Annotated in this window: 21 protein-coding genes; 6 read left to right on the forward strand and 15 right to left on the reverse strand. The window is 56.8% G+C overall.

All coding sequences use genetic code 11. The features are described from left to right. Positions 1-24 precede the first annotated feature (24 nt). The 3 genes from FHS21_RS00635 to glnA all read left to right on the forward strand — a co-directional run bounded on the left by FHS21_RS00635 (position 25) and on the right by glnA (position 2898). Positions 25-828 (forward strand): DUF72 domain-containing protein, encoded by an 804-nt coding sequence (locus FHS21_RS00635; protein WP_183660767.1) that lies wholly within the window; start codon positions 25-27, stop codon positions 826-828. 251 nt (positions 829-1079) lie between these two features. Next, complete coding sequence (locus tag FHS21_RS00640) at positions 1080-1418, forward strand: P-II family nitrogen regulator (RefSeq protein WP_008123000.1); 339 nt, start codon at positions 1080-1082, stop codon at positions 1416-1418. A 70-nt stretch (positions 1419-1488) separates the two neighbouring features. Further along, complete coding sequence (glnA, locus tag FHS21_RS00645) at positions 1489-2898, forward strand: type I glutamate--ammonia ligase (protein WP_183660770.1); 1410 nt, start codon at positions 1489-1491, stop codon at positions 2896-2898. Positions 2899-2978: 80 nt separating this feature from the next. Here glnA and FHS21_RS00650 read toward each other — a convergent pair whose 3' ends face one another. From FHS21_RS00650 to crcB, 3 genes are read right to left on the reverse strand one after another with little or no spacing between them, the layout of a single operon-like run. Then, positions 2979-3773 (reverse strand): ATP12 family chaperone protein, encoded by a 795-nt coding sequence (locus FHS21_RS00650; RefSeq protein WP_183660771.1) that lies wholly within the window; start codon positions 3771-3773, stop codon positions 2979-2981. A gap of 16 nt (positions 3774-3789) precedes the next feature. Beyond that, positions 3790-4776, reverse strand: coding sequence for an RluA family pseudouridine synthase (locus FHS21_RS00655; RefSeq protein WP_112526933.1), 987 nt, complete (start codon positions 4774-4776; stop codon positions 3790-3792). Between the two features lie 33 nt (positions 4777-4809). After that, positions 4810-5187: a fluoride efflux transporter CrcB gene (crcB, locus tag FHS21_RS00660; protein WP_112551416.1), complete on the reverse strand. Its 378-nt coding sequence runs from the start codon at positions 5185-5187 to the stop codon at positions 4810-4812. Positions 5188-5386: 199 nt separating this feature from the next. On the opposite strand from crcB, the gene FHS21_RS00665 reads away from it, so the two are divergent. Further along, positions 5387-7162, forward strand: a complete 1776-nt coding sequence (locus FHS21_RS00665) for a glucan ABC transporter ATP-binding protein/ permease (RefSeq protein WP_112551417.1) — start codon at positions 5387-5389, stop codon at positions 7160-7162. A 47-nt stretch (positions 7163-7209) separates the two neighbouring features. Here the strand turns inward: FHS21_RS00665 and FHS21_RS00670 are convergent, their stop codons facing one another. Continuing rightward, on the reverse strand, positions 7210-8523 hold the full coding sequence (locus FHS21_RS00670; RefSeq protein WP_183660774.1) for a replication-associated recombination protein A: 1314 nt from the start codon (positions 8521-8523) through the stop codon (positions 7210-7212). A gap of 218 nt (positions 8524-8741) precedes the next feature. Further along, a complete protein-coding gene (locus tag FHS21_RS00675) occupies positions 8742-10169 on the reverse strand; it encodes a DegQ family serine endoprotease (RefSeq protein WP_376772049.1) in 1428 nt (475 codons plus the stop codon). A 193-nt stretch (positions 10170-10362) separates the two neighbouring features. On the opposite strand from FHS21_RS00675, the gene FHS21_RS00680 reads away from it, so the two are divergent. Both FHS21_RS00680 and FHS21_RS00685 read left to right on the forward strand, forming a co-directional pair. Beyond that, positions 10363-11169 carry an AraC family transcriptional regulator gene (locus FHS21_RS00680; RefSeq protein ID WP_183660775.1) on the forward strand — a complete coding sequence of 269 codons (807 nt, stop codon included), beginning with the start codon at positions 10363-10365 and terminating at the stop codon, positions 11167-11169. 88 nt (positions 11170-11257) lie between these two features. After that, positions 11258-11869: a LysE family translocator gene (locus FHS21_RS00685; protein WP_183660777.1), complete on the forward strand. Its 612-nt coding sequence runs from the start codon at positions 11258-11260 to the stop codon at positions 11867-11869. Between the two features lie 62 nt (positions 11870-11931). On the opposite strand, the gene rplQ is transcribed toward FHS21_RS00685, so the two are convergent. The 10 genes from rplQ to rplR all read right to left on the reverse strand — a co-directional run bounded on the left by rplQ (position 11932) and on the right by rplR (position 18736). After that, positions 11932-12360: a 50S ribosomal protein L17 gene (rplQ, locus tag FHS21_RS00690; protein WP_112526919.1), complete on the reverse strand. Its 429-nt coding sequence runs from the start codon at positions 12358-12360 to the stop codon at positions 11932-11934. A 124-nt stretch (positions 12361-12484) separates the two neighbouring features. Next, positions 12485-13498 carry a DNA-directed RNA polymerase subunit alpha gene (locus tag FHS21_RS00695; protein ID WP_106716793.1) on the reverse strand — a complete coding sequence of 338 codons (1014 nt, stop codon included), beginning with the start codon at positions 13496-13498 and terminating at the stop codon, positions 12485-12487. A 111-nt stretch (positions 13499-13609) separates the two neighbouring features. Then, a complete protein-coding gene (gene rpsK / locus FHS21_RS00700) occupies positions 13610-13999 on the reverse strand; it encodes a 30S ribosomal protein S11 (RefSeq protein ID WP_008124952.1) in 390 nt (129 codons plus the stop codon). 131 nt (positions 14000-14130) lie between these two features. Continuing rightward, positions 14131-14499 (reverse strand): 30S ribosomal protein S13, encoded by a 369-nt coding sequence (gene rpsM, locus FHS21_RS00705; protein WP_008124949.1) that lies wholly within the window; start codon positions 14497-14499, stop codon positions 14131-14133. A 212-nt stretch (positions 14500-14711) separates the two neighbouring features. Continuing rightward, a complete protein-coding gene (locus FHS21_RS00710) occupies positions 14712-15362 on the reverse strand; it encodes an adenylate kinase (protein WP_112526917.1) in 651 nt (216 codons plus the stop codon). After that, positions 15359-16699: a preprotein translocase subunit SecY gene (secY, locus tag FHS21_RS00715; RefSeq protein WP_112551421.1), complete on the reverse strand. Its 1341-nt coding sequence runs from the start codon at positions 16697-16699 to the stop codon at positions 15359-15361. Before secY ends, FHS21_RS00710 begins: the two co-directional genes overlap by 4 nt. Positions 16700-16834: 135 nt before the next feature. Next, positions 16835-17311, reverse strand: a complete 477-nt coding sequence (gene rplO / locus FHS21_RS00720; RefSeq protein WP_112526913.1) for a 50S ribosomal protein L15 — start codon at positions 17309-17311, stop codon at positions 16835-16837. Positions 17312-17328: 17 nt separating this feature from the next. Continuing rightward, complete coding sequence (gene rpmD, locus FHS21_RS00725; RefSeq protein WP_106663217.1) at positions 17329-17529, reverse strand: 50S ribosomal protein L30; 201 nt, start codon at positions 17527-17529, stop codon at positions 17329-17331. Positions 17530-17596: 67 nt separating this feature from the next. Next, positions 17597-18160 carry a 30S ribosomal protein S5 gene (rpsE, locus tag FHS21_RS00730; protein ID WP_091922984.1) on the reverse strand — a complete coding sequence of 188 codons (564 nt, stop codon included), beginning with the start codon at positions 18158-18160 and terminating at the stop codon, positions 17597-17599. A 213-nt stretch (positions 18161-18373) separates the two neighbouring features. Next, positions 18374-18736 (reverse strand): 50S ribosomal protein L18, encoded by a 363-nt coding sequence (rplR, locus tag FHS21_RS00735; RefSeq protein WP_106716799.1) that lies wholly within the window; start codon positions 18734-18736, stop codon positions 18374-18376. Between the last annotated feature and the right edge of the window lie 5 nt (positions 18737-18741).

An 18741-nucleotide genomic window follows, 5' to 3' on the forward strand; every position in this document is an offset into this window, starting at 1 on the left:
TCTATCTTCAAGGGAGGAGAGAAGATGACCAGCGGAACCATAAGGGCGGGCATTGGTGGCTGGATTTTCGAGCCTTGGCGCGGCACCTTTTATCCAAAAGGTCTCTCCAAAACCAAGGAACTCGACTATGCAGGCCAGCATCTGCAGACGATCGAGATCAACAGCACCTATTACGGTACGCAGAAGCCTGAGACGTTCGCCAAATGGGCGAGCCAGGTGCCGGATGGTTTCGTTTTCTCGGTCAAGGGCAATCGCTTTGTCACCAATCGCCGTGTTCTCGCCGAAGCCGGCGAGTCGATGCAGCGCTTCATCAAATCCGGTATAGCCGAGCTTGGCGACCGGCTCGGGCCGCTGATCTGGCAATTTGCCCCAACAAAGAAATTCGATGCGGATGATTTTGGCGTCTTTCTCGATCTCTTGCCAAAAAACGAATCCGGCCTCCCCCTGCGCCACGCGGTTGAGGTCCGCAATCCTTCCTTCATCGATCCAGACTTCATTGCTCTTGCCCGCCAGAAAGGTGTGGCCGTGGTTTATGCGGAACATTTCGAATATCCGGAAATTGCCGATGTGACCGCTGATTTCGTCTATGCCCGTCTGCAGAAGGGTGATGATGCCATCGATACCGCCTACCCCGCCAAGGCGCTCGACAAATGGGCAGATCGCGTCAAACATTGGGCAAAGGGCGATGTACCGGATGATCTGCCACTGGCCTCTCCCAAGCAGCACCCGGAAAAGCACCCCCGTGATGTTTTTGTCTACTTCATCCACGAAGGCAAAGTGCACGCCCCGCAGGCAGCACAGGCGCTAACCCAGCGTTTGAACGCATAACTCAAGTCGCTGACGCACGGTCTCTGTCTATAAAGTATGCAATCTGCAAATTTTTTCATCAACTTGCTGCATCTCTGGTTGTGCTTTACGGTGACGGCTTAGGCAGAAGGGCAGAACATCTGCCGCCTTCACTCGATAAACTCAGGTTCGTGGAAATATTTAAACTATTCAACCGAGTTGGCATGCTTCCTGCTTTTTGAAGTGAAAGCGGGCAAGAGGTCCGTTTCTATGCATAGGGAGATTGTTCTCTGATGAAGAAAATCGAAGCCATCATCAAACCATTCAAACTGGATGAGGTGAAAGAGGCACTGCAGGAAGTGGGGCTTCAGGGCATCACAGTGACCGAAGCGAAGGGCTTTGGCCGTCAAAAGGGTCATACCGAATTGTATCGCGGCGCTGAATATGTCGTCGACTTCCTGCCGAAGGTGAAAGTCGAGATCGTTTTGGGCGACGAATCCGTCGAGGCCGCCATCGAGGCGATCCGCAAAGCTGCACAGACCGGCCGTATCGGCGACGGAAAGATCTTTGTATCCAACATTGAAGAAGTTGTGCGCATCCGGACCGGAGAGTCCGGCATCGACGCCATCTGATCCCAATACCCTCCGCTGGCACGTTCGCGCCGGCAACCAATATCATCGTCGCTGAACAAGGAAAATTGATATGACGACCGCTAAAGATATTCTGAAACAGATCAAGGACAACGACGTAAAATTCCTTGATCTCCGCTTCACTGATCCAAAGGGGAAGCTGCAGCACGTGACGATGGATATTGCTGAAGTTGACGAAGACATGTTCGCCGATGGCGTTATGTTCGACGGCTCTTCCATTGCCGGCTGGAAGGCCATCAATGAGTCCGACATGGTTCTCATGCCAGACACCGATACGGTTCACATGGATCCGTTTTTCGCGCAGTCTACCATGGTTGTCCTTTGCGACATTCTCGATCCGATCTCGGGCGAATCCTACAATCGCGATCCGCGCGGCACGGCCAAGAAGGCCGAAGCCTACATGAAGGCAGAAGGCATCGGCGACACCATCTTCGTTGGCCCGGAAGCCGAATTCTTCGTTTTCGACGACGTCAAGTACAAGGCAGATCCCTACAACACTGGCTTCAAGGTCGACTCTACCGAACTGCCGTCGAACGACGATACCGACTACGAAACCGGCAACCTTGGCCATCGTCCGCGCATCAAAGGCGGTTATTTTCCGGTCCCGCCAATCGATAGCGCGCAGGATATGCGTTCGGAAATGCTCACTGTCCTCACGGAAATGGGCGTGCGCGTTGAAAAGCACCACCACGAAGTGGCTGCCGCACAGCACGAGCTTGGCATCAAGTTCGACGCCCTCACCCGCAACGCCGACAAGATGCTGATTTACAAATACGTCGTGCATCAGGTCGCCAATGCCTATGGCAAGACAGCGACTTTCATGCCGAAGCCGATCTTTGGTGACAATGGTTCGGGCATGCACGTGCACATGTCGATCTGGAAGGAAGGCAAGCCGACTTTCGCCGGCAACGAGTATGCCGGTCTGTCTGAAAGCTGCCTGTTCTTCATCGGCGGCATCATCAAGCATGCCAAGGCTATCAACGCTTTCACCAATCCGTCGACCAACTCCTACAAGCGTCTGGTTCCAGGCTACGAGGCTCCGGTCCTGCTGGCCTACTCGGCGCGCAACCGCTCGGCATCGTGCCGTATTCCGTTCGGCTCCTCGCCGAAGTCTAAGCGCGTTGAAATTCGCTTCCCGGATCCGACAGCCAATCCTTATCTCGGCTTCGCCGCCATGCTGATGGCCGGTCTTGATGGCATCAAGAACAAGATCCATCCCGGCCAGCCAATGGACAAGGACCTTTACGATCTTCCTGCAAAGGAACTCAAGAAGATCCCGACCGTCTGCGGCTCGCTGCGTGAAGCCCTCCAGAGCCTCGACAAGGACCGCGGCTTCCTGAAGGCCGGTGGGGTGTTCGATGACGATCAAATTGACTCATTCATCGAACTGAAGATGGCCGAAGTGATGCGTTTCGAAATGACACCGCATCCGGTCGAATACGACATGTACTATTCGGTCTGATCTGGCCGAGATTTCAAAAAAGAACCCCGGTGCAAGCCGGGGTTTTTTATCCAAGCGCTGTTAGAAACGACAAGACCAGATTACGAAGCCGAAACAGCTTCCAGCATTTTCACCGCTGCGCTCATCTCGCGTTCACGCACAGCGCGGCGGGCAGCGGCTTCGGCGTCTTCGCCCCAATGCTCGATCGTCCAGTCCTCATCAACGTGCGCGAGCCTCCAGGCTTCATCGCCGGAAATCTCGCCTTTGGCGACGGCGAGCGCCATGATTGCCGAGCCGGTCAGTGTCGTGATCGTATGCAGGGCGGCGATGGCGAACGGGTCGTTGAACTGGCCGAGGTGAACACTGAAAGCGCCGAGCGCCTCACGCGGCTGCTCCACATGCATAACACCTTCCGCCAATACGAAGCGCGCGCCGAGGTCCGATGCCGCCCAATCGATGAGCGGATCCCAAAGTTCGGTCTGGCGATTGACCAGCCGTTCGGGCGAACCGGCGCGATAGCACAACATGTCGGATGACGCGAAGCGCAACACATCCTCCAGCACCGCCTGCGCATCATTTGCGATCCCGTCGATCGCCGTATTGGCAAGCCGTGTCGCTGGCATCCGTGCCGGGTCGATTTCCTTTTCCTGTGCGGAAAATTCGTCGGCAATCAACTGCGCCGCCGCTCGCGTCGGCAGTGCAAGGGTCTGCCGGGCCGGTGTCTTGACCGCGCGGCCATCCAGCTTGACAGCAAACATTCCCTCATGCTCGGCCACTGCGGCTTCTTTGTAAAAGCGCTTTGGCAAAGGCATTTTCGACTGGATCTGCGCGCGGCGAACAGGATCCGGATCGGAAAGGTCCTGTTTCTTGTCCATGTTGAAGAGGTCGTTACGCATCGTGACAGTCCGCTGATTAATTGTCTTCGTCGCCGTCGCTCTCATCGAGTCCCAGCAGGTTCCAGGTCTGTACCATATGGGGTGGCAATGGCGCGGTTACATCGATGATGCCGCCCGACGGGTTGGGAACACGGATCCGGCGCGCATGCAGGTGCAGGCGGTTCTGGATACCGCCCGGGAAAGACCAGTTCGTATCCGCTTCGAAATATTTCGGATCCCCGATGATCGGGCAGCCGATGTGGGCAGCGTGCACGCGCAATTGGTGCGTGCGGCCCGTATAGGGTTCCATCTCCAGCCATGTCAGAACCTGTCCGGCGGACTCGATCACACGATAATAGGAGACGGCGTGATCTGAATCCGGTTCGCCATGCTGGGCAACGCGCATTCGATCGCCATCTGGCGTCGTTTCCTTGACCAGCCAGGTGGTGATCTTGTCCTCGCGCTTGCGCGGTATACCCTTCACCAGGGCCCAGTAGGTTTTCTTTGTCTCACGCTCGCGAAAAGCTGCAGTCAGCGCCTGCGCTGCGCCGCGTGTGCGGGCGACAACGAGAACGCCCGACGTATCGCGGTCGAGCCGGTGGACAAGCCGAGGCTTTTCGCCCTTCTTGTTGCGCCAGGCTTCCAGCATGTCATCGACATGGCGATTGACGCCGGAGCCACCCTGCACCGCCAGACCCGCCGGCTTGTTGAAAACGAAAACCTTCGGATCTTCATAGAGCAGCATCTGCTTCAGGACATCGCCATCATCCCGGCCGCGGATGCTCTTGCCAGTCAGATGGCCTTCGGCTTTGGAATCAACCGGCAGCGGAGGGATGCGGACTGTCTGCCCCGCCTGCAGCCTTGTGTCGGATTTGGCGCGTGATCCATCGATCCTTATCTGGCCGGACCGCAGCAATTTCTGCAGATGCCCGAATCCCAAACCAGGAAAATGTACCTTGAACCAACGGTCGAGGCGCATTTCCGCCTCACCCGTATCGACTGTCTTCTGTTCTACCGCTGCCATAACTCTGCCTTTCGATCAGGCATGCGAATAGCACTAACCGGTCAACCGTGCGAGCCATAATCCTAAAAACAGGGCGCCAATGCTCAAGATCACACTCGCGAGCATATAGGAAAGAGCGATTGCGAGTTCGCCGCGCTCCCAAAGCACCGCGACATCCAGCGAAAATGACGAAAACGTCGTGAAGCCGCCTAGAATCCCGATGGCTATAAAGAGCCGCAGTTCAGGCGACCCTTCGAAGCGGCGGGCGAGAAGCTCGATGAAAAGCCCCATGAGAAAACCGCCAATGACATTCACCGCCAGTGTGCCGTATGGGAAAGCCACGCCGAAGGCCCGCGCCATCCCGACGCCGACAAGATATCGCGCGACAGATCCGATAGCTCCACCTGAAGCCACAAGTAGTATTGCGTTCATTTTACATTCAGCCTGCGCAGTTTATGTTGCCAACTCAATTGGTTGAATCATCACGGGACGTTACGCGACGTAGAAAAATGTTCCACACAGGAACGAGGAACTGGCATAACTTTAGAGCATTGAATATTGCGGTGCACAAGAGTCTGATGCAGTGTCATTTCTACAGCGTGAGTAGCGGCCCCAGTAGCGGAGTGGCAAAGTGTCATTGTTAAACATCTATTGGAAATCGCTCCAATATCTCGGCGCTGAAAAGCGCGCGACTGTGTTTATCTGCGCCGTAAACGTCGCCTTGGCATTGACGATGCTGTTTGAGCCGTTGCTTATGGGCCTCGTCATCCAGGCAATTGCCGACAAGGCGGACGTATGGCTCCCCCTTACTCAATTGGCCGCAGTTGGATTGTTCCATATCGGCGCGAATGTCCTGGTTGCGCGCGAGGCCGACCGCCTGGCGCACCGGCGCAAACTTGCCGTACTCACTGAGTCTTACAATCGCGTGATCAGCATGCCGCTTTCGTGGCACCACCAGCGTGGCACGTCCAATGCGATGCATACGCTTTTGCGCGCAATCGAGACTTTGTTTGGCCTGTGGCTCGAATTTATGCGCACGCATCTTGCAACCGCGGTGGCTCTGATGGGGCTCATTCCTTTGGCTTTGGCGCAAGACTGGCGTCTGGCTTCGGTATTGGCGGTTCTCGGTGCCGTTTACGTCCTCGTGAGCCGCTTTGTTACAGCCAAGACCAAGGACGGTCAGGCGCAGGTCGAGCGCCATCACATTACGGCCTTCAGCCATGTTACAGACTCGATGGGCAATATCTCTGTATTGCAGAGCTACAATCGTATCGACGAAGAAACGCGCGCCCTGCAGTCCTACGCGAAGCAACTGCTTGCCGCGCAATACCCTGTGTTGAACTGGTGGGCCTTGGCCGCCGGTATCAATCGCATGGCATCTACAATATCCATCCTCGTGGTTCTGGCCCTCGGCGCCCATTTCGTCATTCAAGGTGAAATGCTGGTCGGTCAGGTCGTGTCGTTCATCGGCTTCGCCACACTGCTGATCGGTCGTCTCGACCAGCTCAGTGCGTTCGTCAACCAGATTTTCGCGGCCCGCGCCAAGCTGGAAGACTTCTTCGAAATGGAAGCATCGGCTGCCTATGCGGTCGAGCCGAAGACGGCGCACGACATCGATAATGTCAGCGGCGACGTCGAGTTCGAGAATGTTTCCTTCGAATTCGCCAATTCGACACAGGGCCTGAAGAACGTTTCGTTCAAGGCCAAGGCTGGGCAGACTGTCGCCATCGTCGGCCCGACCGGTGCTGGCAAGACGACCCTGATCAATCTCTTGCAGCGTGTGTACGATCCGAAGGAAGGCCGTATTCTGGTCGATGATATCGATACGCGTACGGTTAGCCGCCGGTCGCTGCGCAACGCTATTGCGACGGTGTTCCAGGATGCGGGCATGTTCAACCGTTCGATCGAAGACAATATCCGCGTTGGTCGCCCGAAGGCTAGCGACGAGGATGTGCTTGCTGCGGCCGAAGCCGCCGATGCGAGCGACTTCATTCTCGCGAAGTCTGCCGGCTACGGGACTGTTGTCGGCGAGCGCGGTTCGCAACTCTCCGGCGGTGAACGTCAGCGTGTCGCTATCGCCCGCGCCATCCTCAAGGATGCGCCGATCCTCGTGCTCGACGAGGCGACCAGCGCGCTCGACGTCGAGACGGAAGCACGCGTCAAGGTTGCGGTGGACAAGCTGTGCCAGAACCGCACGACCTTCATCATCGCTCACCGTCTCTCGACTGTCCGCGATGCCGACATCGTGCTCTTCATGGACCAGGGCGAAATCGTCGAGTCCGGCAGCTTCGATGCACTGGCGCGCCAGAACGGCCGCTTCAGTTCGCTGCTCAAGGCAGGTGGCCTGAAACTCGACGACGATACGGCAAATGTAACGCCCTTCCCGCGCAAGCCGGAAGCTGCTTAACCGACAAGCATCACACATAAAGAAAGGCCGCTTTTCAGCGGCCTTTCTTATTCCTCGCCGCGTTCCCGCCGCAGCTTGTTCCAATAATCAATGCGCTTGCGGATCTCGCGTTCGAACCCGCGTTCCGGCGGATCGTAAAACGTCTGCCGGCCAAGCGCTTCCGGAAAATAATTCTGGCCTGAAAAAGCTTCGGGTTCATCGTGGTCGTAGGCGTAACCCTTGCCGTAGCCCTCGCCCTTCATCAGCTTCGTCGGCGCATTGAGGATATGCTTCGGCGGCACGAGCGAGCCGTTTTCCTTGGCCGCACGTGTTGCCGCCTTGTAAGCCAGATAGACCGCGTTGGATTTCGGCGCGGTGGCGAGATAGACGCAAGCCTGCGCCAGCGCCAATTCGCCCTCCGGCGAGCCCAGATAATCGTAAGCGTCCTTGGCGGCATTGCAGATCACAAGCGCCTGCGGATCGGCCATGCCGATATCCTCGCTTGCCATGCGGACGAGCCGCCGCCCGAGGTAGAGCGGGTCTTCACCCGCATCGAACATCCGGCAAAGATAGTAGAGCGCTGCGTCGGGGTCCGACCCGCGAACGGATTTATGCAGCGCCGAGATCAGATTGTAGTGACCATCCTGGCCTTTGTCGTAGACCGGCGCGCGCCGCTGCACGATCTGCTGTACCCGTTCCGCGTCGAACACCTCGCCGTCACGCGCCGCGCGCCAGACTTCCTCGGCCAGCGTCAGGATTGCCCGCCCGTCGCCATCGGCCATGCGCACAAGGCTCGCCCGCGCCTCGTCATTCAACGGCAGGGCTTTGCCTTCGTGACCCTCCGCGCGCTCGAGCAGAGCGGTCAGGCTTGCCTCGTCATGCGGATGAAAGACCAGCACCCGAGCACGCGACAACAAGGCCGCATTCAATTCAAAGGACGGGTTCTCCGTTGTCGCGCCGACAAGGACGATCGTGCCGTCCTCCATCACCGGCAAGAACGAATCCTGCTGCGCCCGGTTGAAGCGATGTATTTCGTCGACGAAGAGCAATGTCTGGCGGCCGGACATTTTTCGCGATCGCGCCATGTCGAAGACCTTCTTCAGGTCAGCCACACCGGAGAAGATCGCGGAGATTTGTTCGAAAGCGAGGTTGGTCTCGTTCGCAAGAAGCCGCGCCACGGTCGTCTTGCCTGTTCCGGGTGGCCCCCAGAAGATCATCGAGCCAAGCGAGCCGGACGCGATCATCCGCGTCAATGCGCCTTCGGGCCCGGTCAGATGCTCCTGACCAGTGACTTCGCCCAGAGATTTTGGCCGCAATCGGTCCGCAAGCGGCCGGCTTCTGTCCAACGCCGGATCGTCATTGACCGAAAACAGGTCAGCCATATTCTGTCGCCTCCACGGATGCCGCTTTATCTCTCCCCTTGTGGGAGAGAAAGGATTTTTCTCGGATTTAGCCTCTTTGCTAAATCCTTAGAAAATCCAAGGGAGGGGATTTGCCTCCGCAGCGCTTGATCCCCTCTCTCTTGCGATTTCTAGCACTTAGCAAGGGCTAAGATGCTGAAATCGCATTCTCCCCCACAAGGGGGAGATAAGCTTTATGTTTAGCGAATGATTTGCCGGATTATGGCACCGCCGCGCTCGAATTCGAAGCGCCAAAGCGAAGGATCGCTGGACATCGCCTTGCTCAATTCGGCGATTGTCTGGATTTCAACTCCATTCACACCGCGAATGATATCTCCAGGACGCAAACCTATACGCGCAGCCGGCGAATTGCGGGTCACCTTGTCCACCGCCACACCGTCAGTGTCAGCAGGCAACTGCAGGCGAGTGGCGCTGCTTGGCGTCAGCTTCAGGACGAGCGCGCCCGACAGCGGGTTCTTGCCCCCGATCATCAGCTGATTGTCGGGGGAGTCGGCACGGGGCTTTTCGAGCGAAACCGTCACCGTCTTTTCCGTTGCCCGGCTGAGCACACCGAGTTTCACGGCCTTGCCAATTCCGGCTGTCGTCAGGCGGTAGCCAAGCCCGTCGGGATTTTCGATCCGCACGTCATCGACAGTCAAAACCACATCGCCGACGAGAAGCCCGCTCTTTTCCGCGGGGCTGCCCTTCGTGATGTTGGTCACCAATGCACCGTAGGGTTGCTTCATGCCCAGACCTTCAGCCACATCGGGTGTCACATTCTGGAAAGTAGCGCCAATATAGGGCCGCTCGAACCTGTCCGCGCCTCCCTTCGCCGTCTCAACAACGGCGCGTACCATATTGGCGGGAATAGCAAAACCGATACCGACCGATCCGCCGGAGCGCGAGAATATCGCCGTATTGATACCGATGAGCTTGCCATCCATGCCGATCAGCGCGCCACCGGAATTGCCGGGATTGATCGCCGCATCGGTCTGGATAAAGAAATCGAAATCTGAAATGCCAACCCGCGTGCGCGCCTGCGCCGAAACGATGCCGCTCGTCACTGTCTGACCGACGCCGAAGGGATTGCCAATGGCGAGTACAAGATCACCGACTTCGACCTTGTCAGAATCCCCCAATCCCAAAGACGGCAATGGCTCGCCCGCGTCGATCTTCAAAATTGCAAGATCGGTCGATTCATCCTTGAGCAGAACCTTCGAGTCGAACTCACGCCCATCGGATAGTGCCACTTTCACCGTATCGGCATCGCGGATCACGTGATTGTTGGTGACAATAATCCCGGAAGGATCGGTAATCACGCCTGAACCAAGCGACGATTGTACGCGCGGCGGTGCATTGAATTGTCCGCTACCGAAGAACTGCTCGAAAAAGGGATCACCGGCAAAGGGCGAGCGCGTTTGCACCTCATGTGCCGCGTAGACATTCACAACCGCACCTGCCGTCTGCTTCACCAGCGGCGCAAAGGAGAGCTGCAACTCGTTGCGTGTCGTGGGCAACTGCTTGGCCGTATCCGTTGCTGTTTGCGCATGGAGCGGCATCACCATTCCGGAGAATATGGCGGTACAAAAGAAAAGTGCCCGCGCTGATGCAGCGGCTTTGGAACTCATATCAATCTCCCGGTACATGATGAATCAATCAAAACTGTCTCGACCAATGTGGTGATTTCGAAGCGAGATATCAGCGAAGAAACAAAGCAAATTTGAGACATAAGGTACCAGTTGCGATGCGCACGACACCGTCTTCATGCATCGCCATATTTGGGATAAGAATAAAACGACGGTATCCCGAGACAATGAGGACATGCAAAAAGGCCAGTTCAAGATATTTCCATGCGAAGTTGCCGGTATCGAGGTGGTCGAAGCTGCCACGAACCATGCCTTTCCACGCCATTCGCATGAGCAATATGGAATCGGCGTCATTCATCAAGGCGCACAGAAATCCCTGAGCGGCCGCGGCCAAGTGGAGGCGGGTCCCGGCGACGTCATCACCGTTAATCCCGGCGAGGTTCACGATGGCACGCCGATCGGCGATGCCGGACGTTCATGGCGCATGCTCTATTTCGATCCAGCGATCATCAACGATGCCATTGACGACATGAATGAAGGCGCCATCAAAACCCGCGAGTTCATCCGGCCCGTGATGAGCGACGCAAATGTCGCGAACGTTTTCCAGCGCCTCTTCTCGATCATGACCACAGCTAATTCGCCTGAACTCCAGCGCGAAGAACTCATGTTGCAATTGCTCCCCGCGATTATCCGCGAACGCAATGAACAAGACGGTTCAAGCCACGCGTTTGCCGCTATCCACCGCGCAAGGAATTTGATCGATGACGCGCCGACTTTCCCCGTAACGCTGACTGATTTAGCACGAACAAGTGGATTAAGCCGGTTTCAGGTCCTGCGCGGCTTTGTCAAGGCGATCGGCTTCACACCACATGCCTATCTCATGCAACGCAGGATCGACTTGGCCCGCCGTCTGATCGCGAGCGGATCGCCGTTAGCCGATGCGGCTGCCACGAGCGGTTTCGCTGATCAGAGCCACATGACCCGCCTATTTGTGCGCAAGTATGGACTCTCTCCCGGCGCCTACGCTGCCGCTTTTGCCTGATTTTCCACTCCAGCTGCAATCCTGTTCAAGACGAATGCCTCCTGATCGGCTTCAGTTCATTCTCTGAGCATGCAGAAGGAGAATAGTTGTGGGTCTCGAATTCCTCATCACTTCATTGGTCATCGTCATCTCGCCCGGTACGGGTGTCGTCTACACCCTTGCGACAGGCCTTTCGCGCGGTGCCCGGGCGAGTGTCGCGGCGGCTTTCGGCTGTACCATCGGCATCATTCCGCACATGGCGGCAGCTATCGGAGGGCTAGCGGCAATTCTCCACACCAGTGCCCTCGCCTTCCACACTTTCAAATATGCCGGCGTTGTCTATCTGCTCTATATGGCCTGGAACGCCTTGCGCGAGAAGGGCTCGCTGAATGTCGACGGCGAAGCTGGAGAAAAGTCGCTGATGCAGGTGACGATCACCGCGATCCTTATCAATATCCTCAACCCGAAATTGTCGATTTTCTTCCTGGCATTCCTGCCGCAATTCGTCAGCGCCACCGAGCCGCATCCCCTCCGGCGCATGCTTGTCTTAAGCGCCGCTTTCATGCTGATGACCTTCGTCGTGTTCGTCGGCTACGGCTTTTTCGCCGCCTCGGTCCGCGATCAGGTCATCTCGCGTCCGCGCATCTTGACGTGGATGCGCCGCAGTTTCGCCGGAGCGTTTGTGGCACTGGGCGTAAAGCTGGCGCTTGCCGATCGGTAGCAAACAGAAAAAGGGAGCGTGAGCCCCCTTCTCAATTTCTCAAATCTAGTTCGAAGCGTTGCTTACGCTGCTTCGGCTTCGCTTTCGCGTTCGGCTTCAACGCGGGCCAAATCCTTGGAACCCTTGGCGTTGACATCGCGATCGACGAATTCGACAACTGCGAGCGGTGCATTGTCACCGGCGCGGAAGCCTGCCTTCATGATGCGGATGTAGCCGCCATTGCGCTGGCCATAGCGCGGAGCAAGCGTATCGAACAGCTTGGCTACGAGCTTGGCATCGCGGATGGCCGAAATGGCCTGACGACGAGCGTGCAGATCACCGCGCTTGCCGAGTGTGACAAGCTTTTCAACGATGGGACGAATTTCCTTGGCCTTGGGCAGCGTTGTCACGATCTGCTCATGCTCGATCAGTGATGCAGCCATATTGGCAAACATCGCCTTGCGATGGCTGGCAGTCCGGTTAAGCTTGCGGCCTGAATTACCGTGGCGCATGAGCCTTCTCCTTAGTTTCTCTTTTTCGGGCTCATGGCCCGGGCTTTAAATTCGGGCTGAGCCCGGGTGGTTTATTTATCGCAATTCCCGTTGGAAAACCGGCGTCCACTTTTCCTGGAATTGCTTAGTACTGGTCTTCGTAACGCTTCGCGAGATCTTCGATGTTCTCTGGCGGCCATGAAGGAACTTCCATACCGAGATGGAGACCCATGGAAGCGAGAACTTCCTTGATTTCGTTCAGCGACTTGCGGCCGAAGTTCGGTGTGCGCAGCATCTCTGCTTCTGTCTTCTGGATGAGATCGCCAATGTAGACGATGTTATCATTCTTCAGGCAGTTTGCCGAGCGAACCGAAAGTTCGAGTTCATCGACCTTCTTGAGCAGTGCAGGATTGAACGCGAGTTCGGTAACCTGTTCCTGCTGAACTTCCTTCTGCGGCTCGTCGAAGTTGACGAAGATCGCGAGCTGGTCCTGGAGAATACGCGCTGCATAGGCAACAGCATCTTCACCGGAGATCGAACCATCGGTCTCGATCGAGAGGATCAGCTTGTCATAATCGAGAACCTGGCCCTCGCGGGTGTTCTCGATCTTGTAGGATACCTTGCGGACCGGCGAATAAAGGCTATCGACCGGGATCAAGCCGATCGGAGCGTCTTCTGCGCGGTTGCGGTCAGCCGGAACGTAGCCCTTGCCGGTGTTGACGGTGAATTCCATGCGGATTTCAGCGCCTTCATCGAGCGTGCAGATAACGTGATCCGGATTGAGGATCTCGATATCGCCAACAGTCTGGATGTCGCCGGCCGTAACGACGCCCGGGCCCTCCTTGCGGACGACCATGCGCTTGGGCCCATCGCTCTCCATGTGGATAGCGATTTCCTTGATGTTGAGGACGATGTCCGTCACATCTTCACGCACGCCGGGGATCGACGAGAATTCATGCAGAACGCCGTCGATCTGTACAGCTGTCACGGCAGCGCCGCGCAGCGAGGACAGGAGCACACGGCGCAAGGCGTTGCCGAGCGTCAAGCCATAGCCGCGTTCCAGCGGCTCAGCGACGACCGTTGCCTTGGTCTTCGAGCCGGAGGTCTGGAACTCGACCTTGTTCGGCTTGATCAATTCTTGCCAGTTCTTCTGGATCATCTATTTTTCCTTCATCCTTGCCTTTACCACCATCCAATCGTGGCATTGAGGCGTGGAAACCGCAGAGGAGCTGAAAGCCAGCTCTTGCGGCCTATGCTTGTCGCAATAAAATTATACGCGGCGACGCTTCCGCGGGCGGCAGCCATTGTGCGGGATCGGCGTCACATCGCGGATCGATGTAATCGTGAAACCGGCAGCCTGCAGTGCGCGCAGAGCCGACTCACGGCCGGAGCCAGGTCCGCAAACCTCGACTTCGAGCGAGCGCATGCCATGTTCCTGCGCCTTCTTGGCGCAATCCTCAGCAGCCATCTGGGCAGCGAAAGGCGTGGACTTGCGTGAGCCCTTGAAGCCCTGTGCACCGGCGGAAGACCAAGCAATCGCATTGCCCTGTGCATCCGTGATGGTGATCATCGTATTGTTGAATGTCGAATTAACGTGGGCGACGCCCGACGAAATATTCTTGCGCTCGCGACGGCGAACGCGCGTGGCTTCTTTGGCCATGGTAGTCCTTTCAGTTGATCTCGACGCCTCCGTATTTCCAGAGGCTACACCGTGGTTTCAGTTAAAGTGCGAAACCAGCACTTGTTCGCCCGAAAAGACGAAACCGGCGCAGCGAACCGCGCCGGAAAATCTTACTTCTTCTTGCCGGCAATTGCCTTGGCAGGACCCTTGCGGGTACGCGCATTGGTATGCGTACGCTGACCGCGAACCGGCAGCGAGCGGCGATGACGCAGGCCGCGGTAGCAGCCCAGATCCATCAGACGCTTGATGTTCATCGAAACTTCGCGGCGCAGATCACCTTCAACATGGTAATCGCGATCGATTGTTTCACGAATCTGCAAGACTTCCGCATCGGTCAACTGATTGACGCGACGCTCTGCAGGAATGCCGACTTTCTCGACGATTTCCTGTGCAAACTTTTGACCAATCCCGTGAATGTACTGAAGCGCGATAACCACGCGCTTGTTCGTCGGGATGTTGACGCCAGCAATACGAGCCACGCCTGTTCTCCTTGTTAACCGGCAGAGCTGGATGGCCAATGCGGCAGCCAGATGACGGGATGAAAATTATATTCGGGGACAAACACAAACGATCAGCCCCGAACCTCTCTTACCGGATCGGCGCCGACCGCTTTATATTCCCAAGCGAATTTGCGCCGTACTTGAAGGAATCGCCGTGAAAAGTCAACTCCTTCGATGAAATTATGTCAGACTTATAAATCCGACAGAATTTTTTCGATCGATGCGGTGACATCGTCCATGTCAGCCATGCCATCGACCTTCCTCAGCTTGCCCTTGGCATAGTAGTAGCCAATCAGCGGTGAGGTCTGCTTGTAGTAGGCCTCGAGGCGCGTGCGCACCGTTTCGGCATTGTCGTCCGGACGGCGCTTGAATTCCGTCGAACCGCATTTGTCGCAGACACCCGCCACATGCGGCTTCTTGTTGGTGTCATGATATCCGGTGCCGCACTTCGCGCAGGAATAGCGGCCGGATATACGCTCGACGAGGACGTTGTCATCAACTTCGAGCTCGATGACGCAATCGAGTTCGAGGCCCTTGTCGGCCAGCATTTGCTCGACCGCGTCTGCCTGGACCAATGTTCTCGGATAACCGTCGAGGATGAACCCGTTGACCGCATCCGGCTGATCGATGCGTTCCGAAACGATCGCGTTGACGATCTCGTCGGACACCAGCTTGCCGGCATCCATGACAGCCTTAGCACGCAAACCGACATCGGTTCCGGCCCTTACCGCGTCACGCAACATGTCCCCCGTGGAGAGCTGCGGTACACCAAATTTTTCTACCAAGCGCTGAGACTGAGTTCCCTTACCTGCCCCCGGTGGTCCGAGAAGTATTAATCTCATCTGTTGCGTTTCCCTCCCCGGAGCTTCGACTTCTTGATCAGCCCTTCATACTGGTGCGCAATCAGATGACCCTGGATCTGTGCAACCGTATCGAGCGTAACGCTCACGACAATCAACAGCGATGTACCGCCGAGATAGAAAGGAACACCAGCCCACGAGATCAGGAACTCAGGCAGCATGCAGATGACGACGAGATAGATTGCACCGAGAACCGTGACACGCGTGAGAACGTAATCGATATATTCAGCCGTACGCTCGCCGGGGCGAATGCCGGGGATGAAACCCGAATGCTTCTTCAACTGGTCGGCTGTGTCCTTCGGATTGAACACAAGCGCCGTATAGAAGAAGGCGAAGAAAACGATCATCGCTGCATAAAGCGCCATATAGGCAGGCTGGCCATGACCGAGCGACGACAGGATGGTCGTTGCCCAGGCTGGCATCTGATGGCTCTGCGCGAAGCCGGCAATTGTTGCTGGCAACAGCAGCAGCGAGGAGGCGAAGATCGGCGGAATAACACCGGCCGTATTCAGCTTCAGCGGCAGATGCGAGGTATCGCCCTGGAACATGCGATTACCGACCTGACGCTTCGGATACTGGATCAGCAGGCGGCGTTGTGCACGCTCGACGAAAACAATGATGCCGATGACGGCGACCGTCAGAACGATGATCGCAAGGATGATGCCGGTCGACAGCGCACCCGTCCGGCCAAGTTCCAGAGTACCGGAAATGGCCTGCGGCAGGTTGGCGACGATGCCGGAGAAGATGATCAGCGAGATACCGTTACCAATGCCGCGTGCGGTAATCTGCTCGCCCAGCCACATCAGGAACATGGTGCCGCCGACAAGCGTGATCACCGTCGAGAACATAAAGAACGGTCCGGGATTGGTAACGATACCCTGACTGCCCTGCAGGCCCGCGGCAATCGCGTAGGCCTGAACCGTTGCCAGAAGCACGGTACCATAGCGCGTATACTGGTTGATGACCTTGCGGCCCTGCTCGCCATCTTTTTTCAGCTGTTCAAGCGCCGGAACGACCGACGTCATCAGCTGGACGATAATCGAAGCCGAAATATAGGGCATGATGCCGAGTGCAAAGATCGCCATGCGCGCAACAGCGCCGCCGGCGAACATGTTGAACATGCCGAGAATGCCCTGCGACTGATGGTTGAACGCCTGGGCATAGGCGGCAAGGTTGATACCCGGTAGCGGGATATAGGTTCCGAGCCGGTAGACCAGCAATGCGCCAAGCGTAAACCAGATGCGCTTCTTGAGCTCATCGGCCTTCGAGAAAGCAGAGAAATTGAGATTTGACGCGAGCTGTTCAGCGGCTGAAGCCATTATAGTCTCCGGTCTGTGCCCGTTAGAGCGCCGTCCTGGCCCCGATATCGGGAATCAACGGTCTTACCCAGATATGTGCCCTTAAGAAAAGGTACAAGCGGCGATCACGAAGAACGCCGCTTGTATAGTCATTTTTTACTCGGCAGCTGCAGGAGCAGCTGGAAGCTTGACGGTACCGCCGGCCTTTTCGATCTTTTCGATCGCAGCCTTCGATGCACCGGAAACCTCGAACGTCACAGCAGTCGTGATCTCGCCATCGGACAAGAGACGGACGCCATCCTTGGCGCGGCGAATAATGCCGGCGGCCTTGAGAGTATCGAGCGTAACCGTTGCCTTGGCATCGAGCTTCTTGGCATCGATGGCAGTCTGGATGCGGCCGACCGAAACCGTGTTGAAGTTCTTCGAGAAGATATTGGTGAAGCCGCGCTTTGGCAAGCGGCGGTAGAGTGGCATCTGTCCGCCTTCGAAACCGTTGATGGCAACGCCCGAACGCGACTTCTGTCCCTTCACACCGCGGCCGGCAGTCTTGCCGGAACCGGAACCGATACCACGGCCAACACGCTTGCGTGCCTTGGTGGCGCCTGGATTTTCACTCAGATCATTGAGTTTCATTTGTCTAATCTCCGGTATCAAGCCTCGTCCACGACGCGGACGAGATGTTGAACCTTTGCAATCATGCCGCGAATTGAAGGCGTATCTTCAAGCGTACGGCGGCGATGCATCTTATTGAGGCCCAGGCCGATCAGCGTTGCGCGCTGTTCTGCCGGACGGCGGATAGGGCTGCCGATCTGTTCGACCGTAACCGTCTTACCCTTCTTCTTCTCAACCATGACTTTGTCCTTTAGTCTCTACAGTGAGCAGGAGCCAGTGGCCCTGCCCTGCTGCGCCAATTATGGCCTATTCTTCCGAACCGACCACATCGCGGCGGCGAGCCTGCAGTGTCGAATACTTGATACCGCGCTGGGCAGCGATGTCCTTCGGGTGCATCTGATGCTTCAAGGCATCGAATGTCGCGCGAACCATGTTGTATGGGTTCGACGAACCGAGCGACTTGGCAACAACGTCCTGTACGCCAAGCGTCTCGAAGACGGCGCGCATAGGACCACCGGCGATGATACCTGTACCAGCTGTGGCTGCACGAAGCAGAACCTTGCCGGCGCCATGACGGCCTTCAACATCGTGATGAAGGGTACGGCCCGAACGCAGAGGCACGAAAATCATTTCGCGCTTGGCGGACTCAGTTGCCTTGCGGATAGCTTCCGGCACTTCGCGTGCCTTGCCATGACCGAAACCAACGCGGCCCTTCTGATCGCCGACAACGACGAGAGCAGCAAAGCCAAAACGCCGGCCGCCCTTGACGACCTTGGCGACGCGGTTGATGTGTACGAGCTTGTCAACGAATTCGCTATCGCGCTCTTCGTTGCGGCCGCGATCTTCGCGGCTTCTCTTTTCCTGTGCCATGCTCCTAATTCCTTTTTCTTTTCCGGTAGCACGAATGATTTTACCGTGCCGTGCACCCACTTGGATCCACATAGGCCGCAGTAACGGTCCTTGTTGCGCAGAAGTCCAGCAAACCGTCCGGTTCAGGGGGGCTTATGCGCTATCGAAGTCCGGCTTGCAAGAGGCGAGCCCCTGCAGTTCCGGACTTCGAAATTTTTGCCTTAAAAGCTCGTCTTAGAAACTAAGACCTGCTTCACGGGCAGCTTCAGCAAGTGCCTTGACACGGCCGTGGTAAATGTAGGCGCCACGATCGAAGACAACTTCCTTGATGCCGGCTTTAACAGCGCGCTCTGCAACGAGCTTGCCGATCAATGCCGCTGCGTCCGAATCTGCACCGGTCTTCAGCTGGCCCTTGAGGTCAGCTTCGAGAGTGGATGCGGATGCAATTGTATGACCACGCGCATCGTCGATGACCTGCGCATAGATATTCTTCGAAGAACGGTGGACGCTGAGCCGCGGACGGTCACCGGCAACCGCCTTGAGCTGGCGGCGAACACGCGAAGCGCGACGCTGAATGATTTCTTTCGGCGATGCCATGACAC

It is taken from the genome of Phyllobacterium trifolii (assembly GCF_014192095.1).
Classification (GTDB): domain Bacteria; phylum Pseudomonadota; class Alphaproteobacteria; order Rhizobiales; family Rhizobiaceae; genus Phyllobacterium; species Phyllobacterium trifolii.